At 63.8% G+C, this 16,136-nt stretch carries 7 protein-coding genes; all 7 read right to left on the reverse strand.

The features are described from left to right. Positions 1-2,413, reverse strand: a 2,413-nt coding sequence (locus tag Q0319_RS15870) for a DEAD/DEAH box helicase (protein ID WP_299454262.1), incomplete at its 3' end; no start/stop codon positions are given. A 40-nt stretch (positions 2,414-2,453) separates the two neighbouring features. After that, positions 2,454-4,337, reverse strand: a complete 1,884-nt coding sequence (locus Q0319_RS15875; RefSeq protein WP_299454265.1) for an ATP-binding protein — start codon at positions 4,335-4,337, stop codon at positions 2,454-2,456. Positions 4,338-4,360: 23 nt separating this feature from the next. After that, positions 4,361-6,631: a KAP family NTPase gene (locus Q0319_RS15880; RefSeq protein ID WP_299454268.1), complete on the reverse strand. Its 2,271-nt coding sequence runs from the start codon at positions 6,629-6,631 to the stop codon at positions 4,361-4,363. Continuing rightward, positions 6,628-11,538 (reverse strand): class I SAM-dependent DNA methyltransferase, encoded by a 4,911-nt coding sequence (locus Q0319_RS15885; RefSeq protein WP_299454271.1) that lies wholly within the window; start codon positions 11,536-11,538, stop codon positions 6,628-6,630. Before Q0319_RS15885 ends, Q0319_RS15880 begins: the two co-directional genes overlap by 4 nt. Next, the gene (locus Q0319_RS15890) at positions 11,535-14,453 is read right to left on the reverse strand and encodes a DEAD/DEAH box helicase (protein WP_299454274.1); all 2,919 of its coding nucleotides are present in this window, start codon (positions 14,451-14,453) and stop codon (positions 11,535-11,537) included. The genes Q0319_RS15885 and Q0319_RS15890 overlap by 4 nt, the downstream gene beginning before the upstream one ends. Positions 14,454-14,518: 65 nt before the next feature. Then, positions 14,519-14,707: a DUF1778 domain-containing protein gene (locus Q0319_RS15895; protein ID WP_299454276.1), complete on the reverse strand. Its 189-nt coding sequence runs from the start codon at positions 14,705-14,707 to the stop codon at positions 14,519-14,521. Between the two features lie 205 nt (positions 14,708-14,912). After that, the gene (locus Q0319_RS15900) at positions 14,913-16,103 is read right to left on the reverse strand and encodes an integrase arm-type DNA-binding domain-containing protein (RefSeq protein ID WP_299454279.1); all 1,191 of its coding nucleotides are present in this window, start codon (positions 16,101-16,103) and stop codon (positions 14,913-14,915) included. Positions 16,104-16,136: the final 33 nt, after the last annotated feature.

Consider the following 16,136-nt stretch of genomic DNA (forward strand, 5'->3'; position numbering starts at 1 on the left):
GCTGCAGGGATTGCACGGTGCCTCGCAGGAATACCGCCAGAGCATCCGCTGGCACGTCAGACAGCGGCTCCAGCGTGGCCTGCAGGCGTGGCAGCATCCACTGCACGGCCGATGTCAGTGCCTGCGGTGGCGGTTCCACGCTGGCGGTCCCGGTCACGGTCAGGCTGCGGCCGATATGGGCGTCCTGGCCGAACTCGGCATTCAGCACCCACGGCAGGATGCGACGCAAATCCTGCGGTAACTCGCTATTGGTTGGCAGCGAACCTTCGCTCATCAGCGTTTCAAAATCCCGCAGCCAATGCAGTTGCGGCGGCAGGAAGTTGGCCAGGTAATGGCCCTGCCCCATTGCTGGCAGCCAGTGGTCCTCGAAGGCTTGCGGCAGTTGCGCCAGCGTCAGCGGTTCCCCGGCCTGCTGCGCTGCGGCAATGACCTGGGCCACCGCCGGGCGCAAGTTCAGGCGCCAGGTCCGGGCCGCCAGGAACCCCGCACGGTGCGCCGCGTCCTGCACCGAATCGGAAAACGCGATCAGCTTCTTGTCCGGGTTGAAACGTGAACCGAACAGTTGCGCCAGCATCACCGCCGCCAGGCTGGCCGCCTGCGAACCGACGATGGACAGCGTCTTGTGCCCGCCGCAGTACGGGCAGTCATGATGGGAACGGGTATAGCGGGCGCCGTTGCGCGTGCCTTCGCGCAGGTTGGCGGTCACATCGACATCCACCAGCGCGACCGGGTCTTCAGCGCAGTCGCAGTGCGTCTGCCCCACCGCATGCAGCGTACCGCAGCGCGGGCAGACCTTCTTGTGCTCGAATAGCTTCGGGTCTGCGCTTTCGCCATGGGGGAACAGAAAGCGGGTGCTGACATCCTCGGCGAAGAAGGCGCTGTAGAACTGCTGGATGTCCTGGTTGAATTGATTCGGGCTGGTCCTGGGCAAGGTGGTGCCCCAGCCGGTGGCGTGGCAGTCTCGGCAGTGGATCACCGGCAACCAGACCTGTGTCTGCTCGGCCTTGCCCAGATCGTCGTGATGGGTCAGTCGAGGCGGGTTGCCCAACGAAGCCACCATGCGGCGCAACTCGCGTAGCCAAAGCTCCACCTTGACTTGCAGGAAGAAGGTCACGTCCTGTTCGCCGCGCACCGCGTCGAGCGACACGCCACGAGGCTGGCGCGCATGCGCCACCAGCGCCAGCAGGCTGCCCAGCCACAGCAGTGGATAGCGCGCGTCGGCATGGGGTGGCAGGCGGCGCGCCAGTACCGCCAGCAGATCGTCCAGCGCCACGGCGCGTGGCCCTAGGCGCTCCATATCGCGCAACAGGTTCTGGAAGGCGAAGTGGCTTTTCAGCATCCCGCCCAAGCGACAGCGCCAGCCCGCATCGTTCACTTGCTCGGCGCTGCATGAGGTGCCGAACCACAGTGGCACCTGGGCCGCCAGCCAGGACGGCAAGTCGTCATGGCCTGCCGGATCCAACACCGACGCGGCGTCCGGCGGCGGAGACTGGGTGAACTCCACCACGGCATCCGCCAGATAGTCCGCCACCGGCTCGCGGTCTTCGGCGATCACGGCTTGGTCATCCAGCGTCTCGCCGAAGATCTGGCCGGCAAACGCCAGCAAATCCTGTTCGCCATCGCTGCCCAGCGTGGCCGAGGTGCCCACGCACACCAGTTGCCCCGGCGGCGTCTCCAGTCGGCCCTTGAGGCGGCGAATCAGGCAGGCCAGATCCGTACCCTGGGCACCGTCGAAGGTGTGCAACTCATCGACCACCAGATAGCGCAGCGTATCCGGTTGCTGCCGCGCCCACAGTGGCGCATCGGCGGCACGGATCAGCAGGAAATCCAGCATCTTGTAGTTGGTCAGCAGGATATCCGGCGGGTTTTCGCGCAGCGCGTTGCGGTCGGTGATGATCGAGAAGCCGCCATCGGCCAGTTGCTGCACGCGGGAGGATTCCTCGGCCGGGGCCTCGCCCACGTACAGGCCTGCGCGGATACCGGCCAGTGCGGGTGTGCGCAGGATCTCCTTGGCCAGGCGGCTGGCCTGATCCGAGGCCAGCGCGTTCATCGGGTACAGGATGATGGCCTTGATGCCCGACCGGCCCAGTTCCCGTTGTTCGCGGCAATGCTCCAGGATCGGATAGAGGAAGCACTCGGTCTTGCCCGAGCCGGTGCCGGTGGCCACCAGGGTCGATCGAGCCTGCTCTCCGGTCAGGCGTGCGAACGCCCGGCCCTGGTGGGCATGGGGGATGAAGCCCGGCGGCAGCCAGCCGAACGCGGGCAGGCCCCTATCGACCTGCTTACGGAATGGCAGCGGCAGGGTCAGGTACGGCCCCTTGAACACCCGTTCGCGGTCGGCCAGGAAGCGCTGGATCAGGCCATCAAAGCCCGGCGTGGCGGCCGGGAAGGCCGCGCGCAGAAAGTCGGCCACTCCTTGGGTGATTTGCTGGGAAACGATTAGGGGTTGCATATCAAAGATCCCCCGCTTTGGGCGTCACATAAGCCTGATGCGGGTGTTGGGCGCTTTCCGGGTAACGGAAACGCCGCTCGCCGTCGCGCACCATCGGAATCAGATGTTTGTTACGCAAATATTGCCGACTCTTGCCCAGAAAGGTTGCAAGCTGATCCACCGTCAGCGGCTTCCACTCGCACAGGCGGCAAATAGCGTCGCGCAGGGCGGCCTCCGTTGTACGTCCTTTCAGGGTTGCAAGAAAGGTTGCAAGCTCAGGCGGCAAGGTTGCAAGCTCAAGGTTGCAAGCTTCGTCGGTTTGGGTGGCATGCTCGGCTGAGCGGCTGTGCAGGGTGTCGGCGTGGGGCGGAACATCCAGCGGCAGTTCAGCCTGGTCGGGAGGGACGCTTGCCTGGCGCTCGGAAGCCGCCAGGGTGTAGTAGGTTCGGCTGCCCGCTCCCTGCTTCTCCAACAGTCCCCGGTCGCGCAGCCGGCGCAGGACCAAGCTGGCCGCCAGCGTATCCAGTCCGCAAAAATCCCGGCAGGCCGTGTTGTCCACCGCGCCTGTGGCGCGAACGTAGATCAACACCTTGGCTTCGTCGGCGCTGACTGCCGGGCCGGCGAAACCGCGCAGCCAGGCATGGTCGTCCTCGGTCAGCAGGTTGTGCAGGAACAGGGTGAGCCGGAACTCGTTGGCCTGCCGGTCGGAGTGAAATTCCGGCAAGGGCAAGCCCGCCTCGGCGGCCAGGCGGCGCATGGCGCGGATGCCGGTGCCCTTGGCTTCGGCCAGGTGCAGGTCGTGCAGCACGGCGGCAATGGCCGGGTTGCGCAGGCGCGAGCCCGGCGTACCCAACTGCGCGGGTTCCTTGAGCGAATAGCCGACGTTGCGGATTTCGATGCGGTTGCTGTAGCGGATGATCTGGGTCGGGCTGTGCACGGTGTAGCTGCGGTGCATGGCGGCATTGGCCAGCGCCTCGCGGATCACCTTGCGCGGCAGGATCGGCTCCTGCACGCTGTGTAATTGCCCTTCGGGCAGACGAAAGCCCTTGGGCAGCTCGTCGATGATGCTGGCCTCGGCCTGTGGCAGCGCCAGCAGCAGCGGCTTGCGGATGTCGATGGACTGGAAGCGGTTTTCAGGGTCTTCCACCCACTCGTTTCCCGGCACGCGGATGTAGTCGATGCGCACCATGGGCAACAATCGGCGCAGCGCCAAGGGTTTGCCGAACAGCACGATGCCGGCAAGCGTCGGCTGCAATCGACCGTCCACGCGGCGCAACGCGCCCAAGGCTTCGAGCAGATCCTCGTCGCCGTAATCCAGCACCTCAGCCTGGGGGTTGATGCGGGCACGTTCGCGCCGATAGGCGGCTACGGCTGCCGAGTCGAAGTCGTCCAACCGGGCATCGGGCAGGATGCTGGAATCCGGCCCGTGCAGCGGCTGGCTTTCACCGCGCAGCACCCACAGGTCTTCATCCACGCAATGCTGGTCGCTGGAACCGATGCGGCGGTAGGCCCCGCGCGGCAAACCGGTAGCCTTGAGATAGACCGGCTTCTGCGTGACATCGGCCTCGGGCACGTACACCACCAGCACCGTCTTGCCGTCCACGGTCTCGGTCTGCATCTCCGGCCGCAAGGCGACATTGAGCATGGACGCGCACTGGCTGGCCAGGTCGCGCTGCACCTTGTCAGGGTCGGGCAGGCCGGCGGCACGGTACACCGTATCGCCCTTGTCGTTGACGAACCAGTCCGCACCCAGCAGCAGATAGCCGCCCTCCAGCCCAGGCTCATTGGCGAAGGCGATGACCGTCTGCATCACGGACTTGCCCAGTTCGCTGGCACGCTTGGCCTCGATGCGGGTGGACTCATCGACCGAGTTGAGTTCCTCGAAGAGGCTGGCGGCGCTACGCATGCTTCTTTTTTCTCGCATAGGTATTACTCATCATCGCCAGCGCGAAGCGCCGCCAACAGATCCTTGGCTGAATCCGCGACTCGCCGGTCTGCCACATCCACCAGGGATTCCAAGCGGGCCTTTACCTGCTCGACATCCATGAACCTGGAAAGGGAAGATATCTTCAGGGGATACGAAACAACGCCATTCGTCGCTTGCCAGCTACGCATGCCCTGCAAAAGATTCAGGAACCCTGAATCACCCTCACATATCTCTTCAACCTTCTTCTTTATTTCATCAATGGAATCTGGCGAATACTGTTTCCACGAATAAAGAACGTGCGCCACTTTCGGCAGGTGCGGAAGATCTTTGGCAGCCAGCTCCCGGTAACGCTGCAATAGCTGTTGCGCCACGACATCAAGCTCATCACGGGAAAACGTCCGTTCGTTCTCTGGCTTGGCTTCACTGCCATAGATCCCGTGGCCAAATATCTCGCTACGGAAAAGTCCCGTCAGCCATCCGATGGCACGCCCGTCTCCGAAGAGTTGCCTCAGTAGGGCGTTGCGATCACTTTCAGACAGGCTCTCCCTCAACTTGCCCCACAAGCCTTCGAATACCTTGTCCGCATCTCGCCATATCCAGTATTCGCCCCAGTCTCCCCTGCCTGTTCTGAGAGCGGCAACGTCCATGCCCTCGGCAAGAGACGCCAAGATTCCCGGTATCGCCTCATCTGGAACATCGTTGATGGCATCGCCCTCCAAGCGATCCAGCAACGCTTGAACAGATGATTTCCCCTGGGGATTCAATGACGCAGCAAGTTCTGAGAACTGACGGACAGCAACTTCCGGGCAATCGCGGGCATTTTCGATGAATGCAGCGTATTCGCGGTCATGGATCGCACCTTGCGGTGCCGTCAGGGAAAAGTAGTAGCGGAAATGCTGAGGACTACCCAGCCGTTTTCCTCGTATCTGCGCACTCACGTCCTCGTGGCCATACAGGCTCAACATCATCTTGATGTTCTGCTGGTCAGCCTGCTGCTCGAAGTCGAATTCGATCCCGGGCAACTCCGCCAGGGCCAGCATTCTCGATTCACGGTTCGAGTCAATGCCAGGCAGGCCATCAAGGATCGAATTAAGCTGTTGAAGCTCGGCCTTCTTTCCTTCATCGCTGATTCTTGCTCCTGCATGTTTCGCGGCAAAGCCGATCAGGTATCCCTCGACCCATTCGTAGAGTCTTTCGGATTGCAGGCGGATCAGTTGCAGCCACACCATGTCTGGAACGTCGATGTTCTCCAGTACAGGCGTGGCATGGAAGCGCAATGCATTGACTGCCCTGACGACATGTCGTGGTGTCAGCAATGCCCGCCCCCCTTCGGTATCGATGACGTAAGCGAGCCGCTCCATCAAGGCCCGTGAATGCGTTCCGTCCCCTTCCAGCAAATCCGGATACAACAGTTGCAGGTCATGGCGGAACATGCGGCGCAGATCGAACGCTTCCGGGCGTGGCACCGAAAAGCTCACCTGGACGATCTTCTCAAGGAATTCTTCGCCCTTCTCGATATGCAAAGCCGTCGACAGGTTCTTGGCGATGATGTCCCGGGAGTAGCACAGCACGTAAATGACGCTCGGGAAGTCCACGACCGCTCGCACCAAGCGAAGGACTTCCACCACTTCATTCGGTTCCAGGCGGTCAAGATCGTCGATGAAGACCACGATCTTTCGCTCCAGCTTGCGAAGCTCTGTCTGTATCTGCGCCTTTTCCTTTTCGAGCGAGCTGTTGCCAAGCCACTCCTCGGCCATGCGCTTTCCCGCCTCCATGGCTACTCCTGCACCTGCCAGCCCAAACAGTTCGGCCAGTTTTCCGGCCTGCACCAGACGGGAAGAGAACCGGGTGAAGAGTCCTTTGAGCTTTCTTTTGCGAAGCGCTTGTGCAGAGTAACGGCTAGGCCAGATATGAGCACAAAGCTTTCTCCATCCACGAACCTGCACGTCCCTGGCATCGATGCGAAGCGCGGCCTTTGTAATCTCCGTGAAAAGCTCCTTGAGCAAGCCTTCGCGTGAGCTGATCAGCCAGGGAAGGAAGCGGACAATTTCCGGCGCACGCCCTGGTTTACGCAGCGCATCCGATACCAGGTTGATGAAGCTCGACTTGCCGGAACCCCACTCTCCCTCGATCCCAATCACGAAGCCGTCAGGCGACGCCATCTTGCGAATCGCTTCGGCGACATGACCGGCCGCCGGTCCAAAACCCAATCGATCTTCAGATGGCGCTTCGATGGGACGGTCACCGTGGAAGGATTGCTCGGCCGCTGTCATGGCGCCCTCCCACCTTCAAAGTGCATCCACGCCACGCGGTAATCCGCCTCTCGATCCGCCAGGGTGAACGGCGCGGTGTAGCGGATGATGCGGTCAATGGGGCCGCCGGGTTGGGTGGTGTCGGTGATGGGGCGTTCGATCACCGTGCCGTCGGGGACCTGGGGGTGCAGGGTGCCGTCGGGCATGCGCTTGGGCTGGAGGTCTTCCCAGCCGAGGCGGCGCGGCAGGCCGACGCCGACCAGGCCCTTGCTGGCGGTGAAGACGATACGGCCGTTGGCATCAAACCAGGTGTCGCGCTCGTACTGGCGCATGACGGGGAACTGCACGCGGTAGATGGTCAGCAGTTCGTCCAGCGTCAGGCCCAGGGCCTGGGCGGCGAGGACATCGATTTCCACCAAGGCCTGGCGGCGGGCGTAGTCGCTGCGCAGGGCGTTGTGGCGTTGCCAGTCGGGGGTGAGATTGGCGAAGAAGTCCTGCGGCAGGCGTGGATCGGCGCTGGCCCAACGATCGTGCCGGAATTCGGGCTGCCAGCAGGTTTGCCAGAGGTCGGCGTAGTGGGTGGTGAGGCAGTTGAGGGCAAGGGACCTTATTACCATTTGCGTGCTGTTTGCTGTCAACATTGGCAATTGCTGCGCGAGATCCCAGCGGAAATCACCTTTCCCCGTCGTTTTTATAAAGAAATCATACGGAATGGAGGCAAGTGCTGCTGCTGACAACGCCGCATTGCCACCTTGATCACGGGATACAAGAGAAAACGCAAGATTGATATGTGCCGTACCCTTTGGAATCAGGCATGGAATAAGGGTTCTTTCACCTGACTGGCTCAACATCCTGCGAGTAACAGTACGGTAATACGCCGTCACCGGCTTCGCCTCGCTTTCCCCTTCCTCCACCCAACTGACGCGCGGCACGCGGCGGGCGTATTCGTCGGGGCTGCACGCGGGGCGGTAGTTGCTGCGTGGCAGGTAGTCGTCGGGCAGGGTTTCGAGGTCGAGGGTGTCGTAATGACCCTTTTCGGTGCAGATGGCACGCGGAGTTTTGCTGAGCGGATTGCCGACGTAGAAGTGGGGGCCGGAGAGCACGAATTCTTCGGGGCGGTTGACGAAGCCGGTTTCGCGGCGGATGGTGCCGTCCGTCTGCGCGCCGGTTTCGTGCCACATTTCCAGCGTGAAGTAATCGTCCTTCAGATCGCCCAGACGGCGCGGGACGCGGGCGAATTTTTCCAGCACCGAAACCAGCTCTCGACTGTGCACGGCGGGCAGGCGCGCCTGCAAGGGCGGCGTGCCGGGGGCGTCGTAGAGTTTGGCAAAGGTGGCGAGTACGCCTTCATTCACTTCCACCGCGCGATTGCGGTGTCCGCTGAAGTCCCATCCCCCTCCATCGTGTTTGATGCCGGGTGTCGGCCCGGCGCCGCTATGCTCCAGGCTGGCCTTGATGGTCGACGGGTGAAACAGATTCGCCATCGTCCGGAACCGTGGCGTTGCCTGCTTCGGCCCGTAGATATTGATGCTGTATTTCACACGATGGCCAATCTCGAACAGCATCAACTGGTTCTGGAACTGGAAGTGGCTGCGCAACCGCGCATACATCGCCGCGCGTAACTCCCCGCCCTTCGGATCGTCATACGGCCCTTCCGGGTGCAGCAGCGCCTGCACGCCACTGCCCACGCGCCACACCAGCGGTAGGAAGCATTTGTACAGATTGCTCTGCTGCCCCTTGAGCAACGGATAGTTCTGCACCGCGTTGAGAAATTCGCCCATGCCCTCGGTGGCCACGCATTCGGCCAGGTAGTCGGCGCGGGCCTGGGGCAGGGCGGCGAACACGGCTTCACGCTGGTCGGCAGTCTGCTTGGCACTGAGCTTGCGGATGGCAAAGCGTGGGTCGAAGTCCGACAGCAGGCTTTGCTCGTTCCATTCCACCTTGATCCACGGCGGGTTGCCCAACACGACGTCGAAGCCGCCACGCGCCTTGAAGATGTCGGCGAATTCCAGCTCCCAGTGCAGGAAGCGTTGCCGTGCGGCCACCTGCCGGGCCACTTTCAGTTGCGGCAGGGTGGCGACCAGCGCCTCGATGTCCACATGGCCGTAGCGGTCGCGCTCGGGGCTGAAGTCCAGCGTGGACTGGGGCACGGTTTCCGGGAACAGGTCGCTGCCGCCCGCACTGGCAGCCAGGCTGGCATTGCCCAGCAACACGGTTTCCAGCACGAACCACCATTCCTCGCGGGTCGGCAGGTCGTCCGCCTTGTCCAGCGGCCAGAACCAGAGGGCGCACCAGAAATCCATGACCAGTTTCAGGCGGCGGTAGGGGCTGGCGTTTTTTTGCGCCTCGCTGAGCATTTCGCGCTGGAAGGTGGCGTCCTTCTGCGCGGTGGTGGTGGGCGCACGGTTGGCGTCGGTGCTGGGCCAGACGTGCAGCTCGTCGCTGGTGGCGCGGCGCACGCGGGCCAGTTCCTGGGCGTGCTGCTGCCACAGGGCTTCGGCGGCCTGGGCGATGGCTTGCACGCGGGTGATTTCGTCGCGTTCCAGCGGTGCGGTGAAGGCCTTGCGCCATTGCTTGAAGCGTTCGAAGGCAGCGGGCTCCAGGGCCTTGACCACCCTGTCGGTGACAGCGCCCATGCCATCGGCGGGCAGCAGGAAGTGGAAGATATCGGTGGCGGCAGGTGTTTCCGAAAGCGCGAGGGCACGCGGCACGGCGCAGCGCCAGTCGCGCTCGGGCATGTCCTTCTCGCCCCGGCCGGGCGACAGTTGCGCAGTGCTGAAGACATCGCGCCGCGCGCCAACCAGGGAATTGCCGGCCACCAGTTGCATGCCGAACCAGGGCACGTGGCCACCCTTGAAGATGGCGTTGAGCCAGAGCGAAACTTCGGCCAGTTCCACCGCCACGGGGTTGAGATCGACGCCAAACACGTTGGTATCGGCGATATACATCTTCACGCGCTGTTTTTCCGCCGCGTAGTCATCGTGCGGGATGCTCCGGCCCAGTTCCTTCTGCTTGGCCTGCAAGTAGGCTTCGGCCAACTGGCTGACGGCTTCGTTCAGGAAGGCCGCGCTGCCCATGGCGGGCTCGCAGACGGTCAGGCGCAGGATGTCGTCGGCGGATTTGCCGGGCAGGATTTCGCGCAGGGCGTGCTCCACCAGGCAGCGGGTGAGGATTTCCGGGGTGTAGTAGCTGGCGGACTTTTCGCGCTCGCGCCCAGCCAGCCGGTAGATGAAGCTGCCTTTCTTGTGCAGGCGCGGCTCGCCGCCGAACAGGCGTTCAGCGTCGCTGTACTGGCCGATGGCGCTGGCTGGCACGAAATAGGCGGCTTCCAGCGGGTCGAGTTCGGCATCCTTGCGCTTTTCGCGGGCGCTGGCGGGCGGGGTGTCGTCGTCCTCCGTGGCGTCGCTGTCATCGGGGAGCCCGCCTTCGTCATCTTCGGTGCGGCTAGCCTTTTGGGCCTTGGGGTCGCGGCGCACTTCATACAGGTCTTCTTCGGCGAAGAAGCCTCGGAAGGAGAGCAGCGCCTCGTACACGGCACCCAACTGGTTGATGCCAAGTGTGGCGTAGCTGATGCGGCCACGGCGGCTGTTTTTGGACGAACCGTTGCCGCTGCTGCCACGCGACAGGGACATCAGCTCGATGACGCGTTGCAGGACGTGGTTGCGCAGCTTGACGCTGTTCAGCAGCCGGGTGCGTTCCGGGTCGAACAGGTGGCCTTGCAGCGGGGCGATGGTGAAGCCACTGCCTTGCGCGATGTCACCCGGTGCCGGCTCAACGCCGGGGCCCAGTTCCTGCTGTCGGCTGCCCGCATCGCGGCGCGGGAAGCCCTGCCAGATCAGACTGAACAGTTGTTGCAGGCTGTCGTGGAAGTAGTAACCGTTGCGGGCTTCGTCGGTGGTGAGCGGGGTCTGTTCCAGTTCGCGCAGGTGTTCGACGCTGTAGCCCTTCAGATAGGCTTCGGCCTGGATCGGGGCGTAGCCCAGTTCAGGCCGGGCCTCGATGTAGAACAGGAACAGCAGCCGGTACATGTAGCGCAGGCTTTCGCGGCCGAGCTGGTCGGCCAGGTCGGTGTCGGTACGCTCAAAGAGCTTTTCCTTGCTGACTTCGCGCTTGTAGCGGATGGCCTCGTTGGCGATCCGTTCTATGCACTCGCGCAGGGCGTACTTGAGGTCGGTGGAGACCTCGAAGGCGTGCTTGTGGGAGCTGTCATCCAGGCTGTCGAGCAGGGCCGCGCCGCCTTCGGCGGGCAGCACGGATTGCTTGCCCAGTAGCGCCGCGAAGGCGCGCAGGCTGTGTTCGTCGCGCGGGCCGAACAGTTCCGGCAGATCGAAGCGCAGCAGGGCCTTGCGGCCCCATTTGCTGCGTTCGATCAGCAGCCATTGTTCGTGGTGAACCAGTAGCACCCAGCGGGGCGGGGTGTCGTCGGCGAACAGGCGGCGGGAAAGGGTTTCCTCCCAGTCCGCGTGGTGACGGCCGGCTTTGGCGCCGTTGCCGTCACGCGGGGGCAGTTGCAGCGGCGCGGTGTCTTCGTCGCCCGGCAGGGCCAGCGCGGCGGCGATGGCCAGCAACGGGTGGCCCTTGCCGTCGCGGTACAGGGCCAGCAAGGGCAATTCGCCTTCGCGGCCGGCGTCGGCCAGGGCCAGGGTGTGCGGCTGCAATGCGTAGCCGAGCGCGGCCAGCAGCGGCTGGGCCAGTTCGTGCAGCAGGCGCGCGCGCGCCTCGGGGCGTTTTTCACCCAGGAAGCGCTCGCGGTCGCGGAAATAGCCGTTGGCACCGCTGGCGCTGCGCAGGCGGGCAACGGGGCTGCCCGCGCCCTGTTCCTTCCACTGCTCGAACAGCGGCTTGAGATCCTTGACCAGGATGTCGTCCAGGTAGTGCTGGCTGTAGAACTCGTTGGCGTTGATGAGGCCGTTGATGGTGAAGCTCATTGGGCCGCTCCTTGCGCCATGTCCTGTGGTGCTGCGTCCTGTTGGGAAACCAGGGCGGCAACCACGGTGAACTGGGCGCGGTCGTCCAGTTGCAGCGTGTCGCGCACCCATTGCTGGTATTGGCCGAACAGGTCGGCGGTGGCGCTTTCGCGCTGCTGGCGCTGGGCGGCGCGGACCTGTTCGATGCCGCCCTGCGCCAGTTCCAGTTCCATCTGCGCGAGGTGCTTGTCGCGCAGGGTGGCCAGCTTGGTCAGTTCCTGGTCCAGGCGCTGGCGGCAGTCGGCATCGAATGCCTGCTTGATGGGGCGCAGGTAGGCTTCGGCGGCGCGGATGACGGCAGGCAGGGCTTGCTGCCAGAGGCGGCTGTCGGGGGCATGGCCATCGTTGGCCGGGGCCGGGTTCTGGCCGCCATCCAGCCCGGTTCGGTGCAGGGTATCGGGCAGGCTCAGCACGGTCTGCACCTGGCCCCGCGCATCGAGCTGCACGCCCAGCCATTCGGCCAGCATGGCCTGGCCGCGCCGGTTGGGCACCTGGGCCAGCACGAGGATGATGGCTTCACCCGCGTGCAGACCTTGCGGTACGCGCAGCAGCGGGGCGCGCTGACGGCCGAAGGCCGCCATCAGCTTGTAGTCCAGCCATTGGGCGATGGGGTGCAGCGGCCAAAGATAGTGCAGTTGTGGCCAGTCGCTGCCGTCGCGGGACTGGGCGATGGCGGCCTCGACCGTGCGCTTGTCGGCGCAGAGGGCGAACGTATTGTCGGTGGGCCACATTTCCGGGGCGAGGTCGCGCTCCAGAATCTGCGCCAGGTCGCGCCCCGGCTGGAAGCTGAGGGTACGGGTGGCGTCGTCGGCCTGTACGGCGGGTTGCTGCTCGGGCTGGTGCTGCCGCAGCCAGCGCAGGCCGTCGCGGGCGTAGTGGTAGTGACCGGCGAACAGGCTGGGCAACGTAGCGGTAGGGGATGGCGTGGTGGAAGGCACCGGGTTGCCCACCGGTGGCGTCACGCTGTTGGCGGCGTCGCCCCAGAGCAGTTCGAAGGGATCGACGTCGCCGCCTGCCAGTTGCCGGGCGAACGCTTCGGCGGTGGTGTTGTCTTCGATGGCCTTGGCCACTTCCAAAGTTTCGGCGTCTTCGTCGTACAGGCCCATGAAGGCAGAGGGGTCGCCAATGTTCTTCGCGGCCTGTTCGTCCTTTTCGATCAGGATTTCCAGGTAGCGCAGGTCGCCACGGACACGCTCGTTATGCGGCTGGGTGTAGAGGTAGCCGATCTTGGGCGCTTGCGTCTGGCCATAGCGGTCCACACGGCCGTTGCGCTGCTGGAACACCATCAGCGACCAGGGGATGTCGAAGTGGATCAGCCGGTGCGACTGGTAGTGCAGGTTCAGGCCTTCGGAGGCCACGTCGGAGGCGATGAGCAGGCGCAGCGGCGAATGGCCGCGGCCGAAATCCTCGACCGTCTGCTGGATGTCCTGATCGGGCAACTGGCCGTGCAGGATGGCGACGGCGTCCGCCTTCAGGCCCAGCGCGGCCGGCAGGTGTTGTTGCAGGAATTTCAGGGTTTCGATGCGCTCGGTGAAGAGCACCAGGCGGTCATCGGCGGCACGGCCGTCCCAGCGCCAGTGCGGGTCGTCCTTGAGCTGGGCGATGAGATATTGCAGCTTGCTGAACTGTGCAGGCTCGATCTGTTGCACGAGGGCTTGCAGGTCGCGCAGCGAAGCCAGGTCGGGATGCGTTGCATCGCGGGCCTCCAGGCGACGGATGCGCTCTTTAAGCGTTTGCAGGCAGGCGGCGGGCGAGGAGAACAGGGCTTTTTCCAGCACGGTGCGGAACAGCATGGCGCCGTCGCGCGCGCCGCCGCCATCGCTGGCGAGCTCGAGTTCGGCCAGGGCATCGAAGGCGAGGTTCTCGGCGGCGCTGGCCTGGGCGGCCAGCCTGAAGACCCGGCGCTCGGGGAAATCCTGCTTCATCTGTTCGCGCACGTCGCTCTTGAAGCGGCGGATGAACAGGTGCTCCACGTCGCTGCGGCTGTAGTCGGCCCCAGGCGGCAGCACAGTGGGGTCGAGCATGCGCACCAGGCTGGCGAAGCTTTCCTTCTTGCCGTTGTGCGGCGTGGCGGTGAGCAGGATGAGCGCGTCGGAGCGTTGGGCCAAAAGTTCGGCCAGACGGTTGCTCTGGGTGCGATTGCCCTTGTAGGAGACGTTGTGGGCCTCGTCGATGATGATGAGATCCCACCACGCGCTTTCCAGGTAGTGGCGGTATTCGCTGTCGCGCTTGAGCGTATCGACCGAGATGATGGTGCGGTCGTAGTAGCTGAAAGGGTTGTGGTTGGCTGGTATCTGGCGGCGGATGCGCTGGATGCCCGCCGAATCCAGGCGCGTCAGGGCGATGGTGAAGCGGTTCCAGAACTCCTGCTGGAACTGGCGCATCATGCTTTTGGTGGTCACCACGAGGATGCGCCGGGCACGGCCGCGGCGGATCAGCTCGGCGGTGAGGATGCCGGCTTCCAGCGTCTTGCCCAGGCCGACGGTATCGGCGATGAGCAGGCGCGGGCGAAGCTGCTGCAAAACCCGGTGGGCGGGGTCGAGCTGGAAGGGCAAGGTGTCCATCACGGCCTGCTGTCCCAGCACCAGCGCATCGCCCTGCACGGCGGACTGGCGCAGGCGGGCTTCGATCGCCAGCCGTGCGGCCATGAAGCCGGGAGAGTCGTCAAACACCAGTTCGGTCTGTGCCGGGTCGATCAGGGTGACGTCATCGAGCGCCGTCAGGAACAGGGCGTGGCGATTGCGCACGGTTTCCGACACACCGATGCAGGACAGTTGCCAGCCGCCCTGGGCACATTGATCGGCATGCTGGACGAGCCATTCTTCGTCGCGGATCAGGGCGCGGGAACCGGGGGCGGGAGGCTGGGAAAGGGGCATGAAATTTCTACGCTACGCTCGGGTGAATGGACGGGACACAGGGAAGCAAGTCAACGAACACCCCATCACGCTGACGATTCCGGCCGTCCATGCTGCGCAGGTACCTGCAACCCGTGCTTGCGGGCATATTCGATCACCAGCACCTCCACCATCGAGGCCACGGAGCGGTGTTCACGTTCCGCTGCGGCCCGCAACAGTTGCTTGATGTTTGGCGACGTTCGAATGGAGAGTGTTTCAACCTTCAAGCGCGTCATTGCAAGGCCTTTGGACAAGTCATATTTACTTGCAAATGTACTGCGCTTTGCACGGCACGAAAAGCACATGTATTAAACGCATGTGGATCGACGGTTTGACAACTTCTGTTACGAAAAGGCAAGGGCAATAAGCCGAAGGGGAATGGCGCCAAGGGTCAACGGCCCTATCCAGAAAAGGAAAAGGTTGCCTCGGCCCCGGACGGACTCACACCACCAAATTGGCCGACGGCGCCAGCCTGTCGATGTAGTCCGACCACGCCTGCAACATCTCCCGCCGCTGTTTGGCGTACTCGGCGCGGTTGTAGGCACCGCGCACGCCGCCGATGGTGTGGTTCAGCGCCTTTTCCACCACGTCCGAAGGCCAGCCCTGTTCGTGCAGCAATGTCGATGCCGTGCGCCGCAGGTCATGGATGGTGAAGGCGGGGATCTCCTGCCCCTGCAAAGACACCTTCAACGCCTGGTTCAGCGCATTGTTGGCGAAGGGCTTGGCCAGGGTGCCACGCCCCGGCAGCACCCAGACGCTGCTGCTGGCGAGCGGCTTGAGTTCCTCGAACAGCGTCTGCGCCTGCGTGGACAGGTAGACGATGTGCGGCTTGCCGGTCTTGGAGTTCTCGACCGGGATGTGCCATTCGCCTTCGTCCAGATGCACGTCCTTCCACTGCGCCAGCATCAGCTCGGACTTGCGCACCAGGGTAATCAGGATCAACTGGAAGGCGATCTTGAACTGGCGGCGGATGTTGGAGGTCTGCATGGCGCGCAGGAACTGCCGGATCTCGTCCGGTGTCAGCGCCCGGTCGCGGGCGGCGGCGCGGTAGACGTGGCGCATCGGCAAGGCCATGACCGGGTTGGCCTGGATCAGGCCGCAGGTCAGCGCGTAGTCGAACATGCGCTTGAGCAGGCCGCGCACCTGGCCCGCGGCGGCGTCGAAGCCTTGTTCCTTCTTGCGCCAGATGACGCTGCGCACGTCCTCGGCGGTAATGTCCCGGACCGGCTTGCTGCCGATGTGAGGCAGGATGTCCTTTTCCAGGTAGCGGCGAGGCATGGTCACGTCCTTGCGGTCGCGCGACTGGATGTCCTTGAAGAAGCGTTCGGCGAAGTCGGCCACCGTGGCGTCTTCTGCGCCGGCCATCTTGGCCTGCTGCTTCTTCTTTGCAGGCGATTCGCCCATCGCTACTTGCTGGGCCGCCTCATCCCGTTTCAGGCGAGCGTTCTTCAGCGTTAGCGCAGGGTACTTGCCCAGCGTCAGCTTCTCGTACTTGCCGTTCAGCCGGTAGCGGTAACGCCAGACGACGCCCCCGGTTGGGAAGACTTCCACATACAGCCCGCGGTCGTCGGTGACCGTATAGGTTTTGTCCCTGGGCTTGAGTGCCTTGAGCGCGGTGTCGGTCAGTGCCATCTCATCCTCCTATGTCCAAGCAGGGGGATGAGA

Source organism: uncultured Pigmentiphaga sp. (assembly GCF_937950555.1).
GTDB lineage: Bacteria > Pseudomonadota > Gammaproteobacteria > Burkholderiales > Burkholderiaceae_B > Pigmentiphaga.

Coding starts and splice junctions, on each gene's coding strand:
- Q0319_RS15900 (WP_299454279.1), bottom strand. CDS start 16,103: ATGGCACTGACCGACACCGCGCTCAAGGCACTCAAGCCCAGGGACAAA.
- Q0319_RS15880 (WP_299454268.1), bottom strand. CDS start 6,631: ATGACAGCGGCCGAGCAATCCTTCCACGGTGACCGTCCCATCGAAGCG.
- Q0319_RS15890 (WP_299454274.1), bottom strand. CDS start 14,453: ATGCCCCTTTCCCAGCCTCCCGCCCCCGGTTCCCGCGCCCTGATCCGC.
- Q0319_RS15895 (WP_299454276.1), bottom strand. CDS start 14,707: ATGACGCGCTTGAAGGTTGAAACACTCTCCATTCGAACGTCGCCAAAC.
- Q0319_RS15885 (WP_299454271.1), bottom strand. CDS start 11,538: ATGAGCTTCACCATCAACGGCCTCATCAACGCCAACGAGTTCTACAGC.
- Q0319_RS15875 (WP_299454265.1), bottom strand. CDS start 4,337: ATGCGTAGCGCCGCCAGCCTCTTCGAGGAACTCAACTCGGTCGATGAG.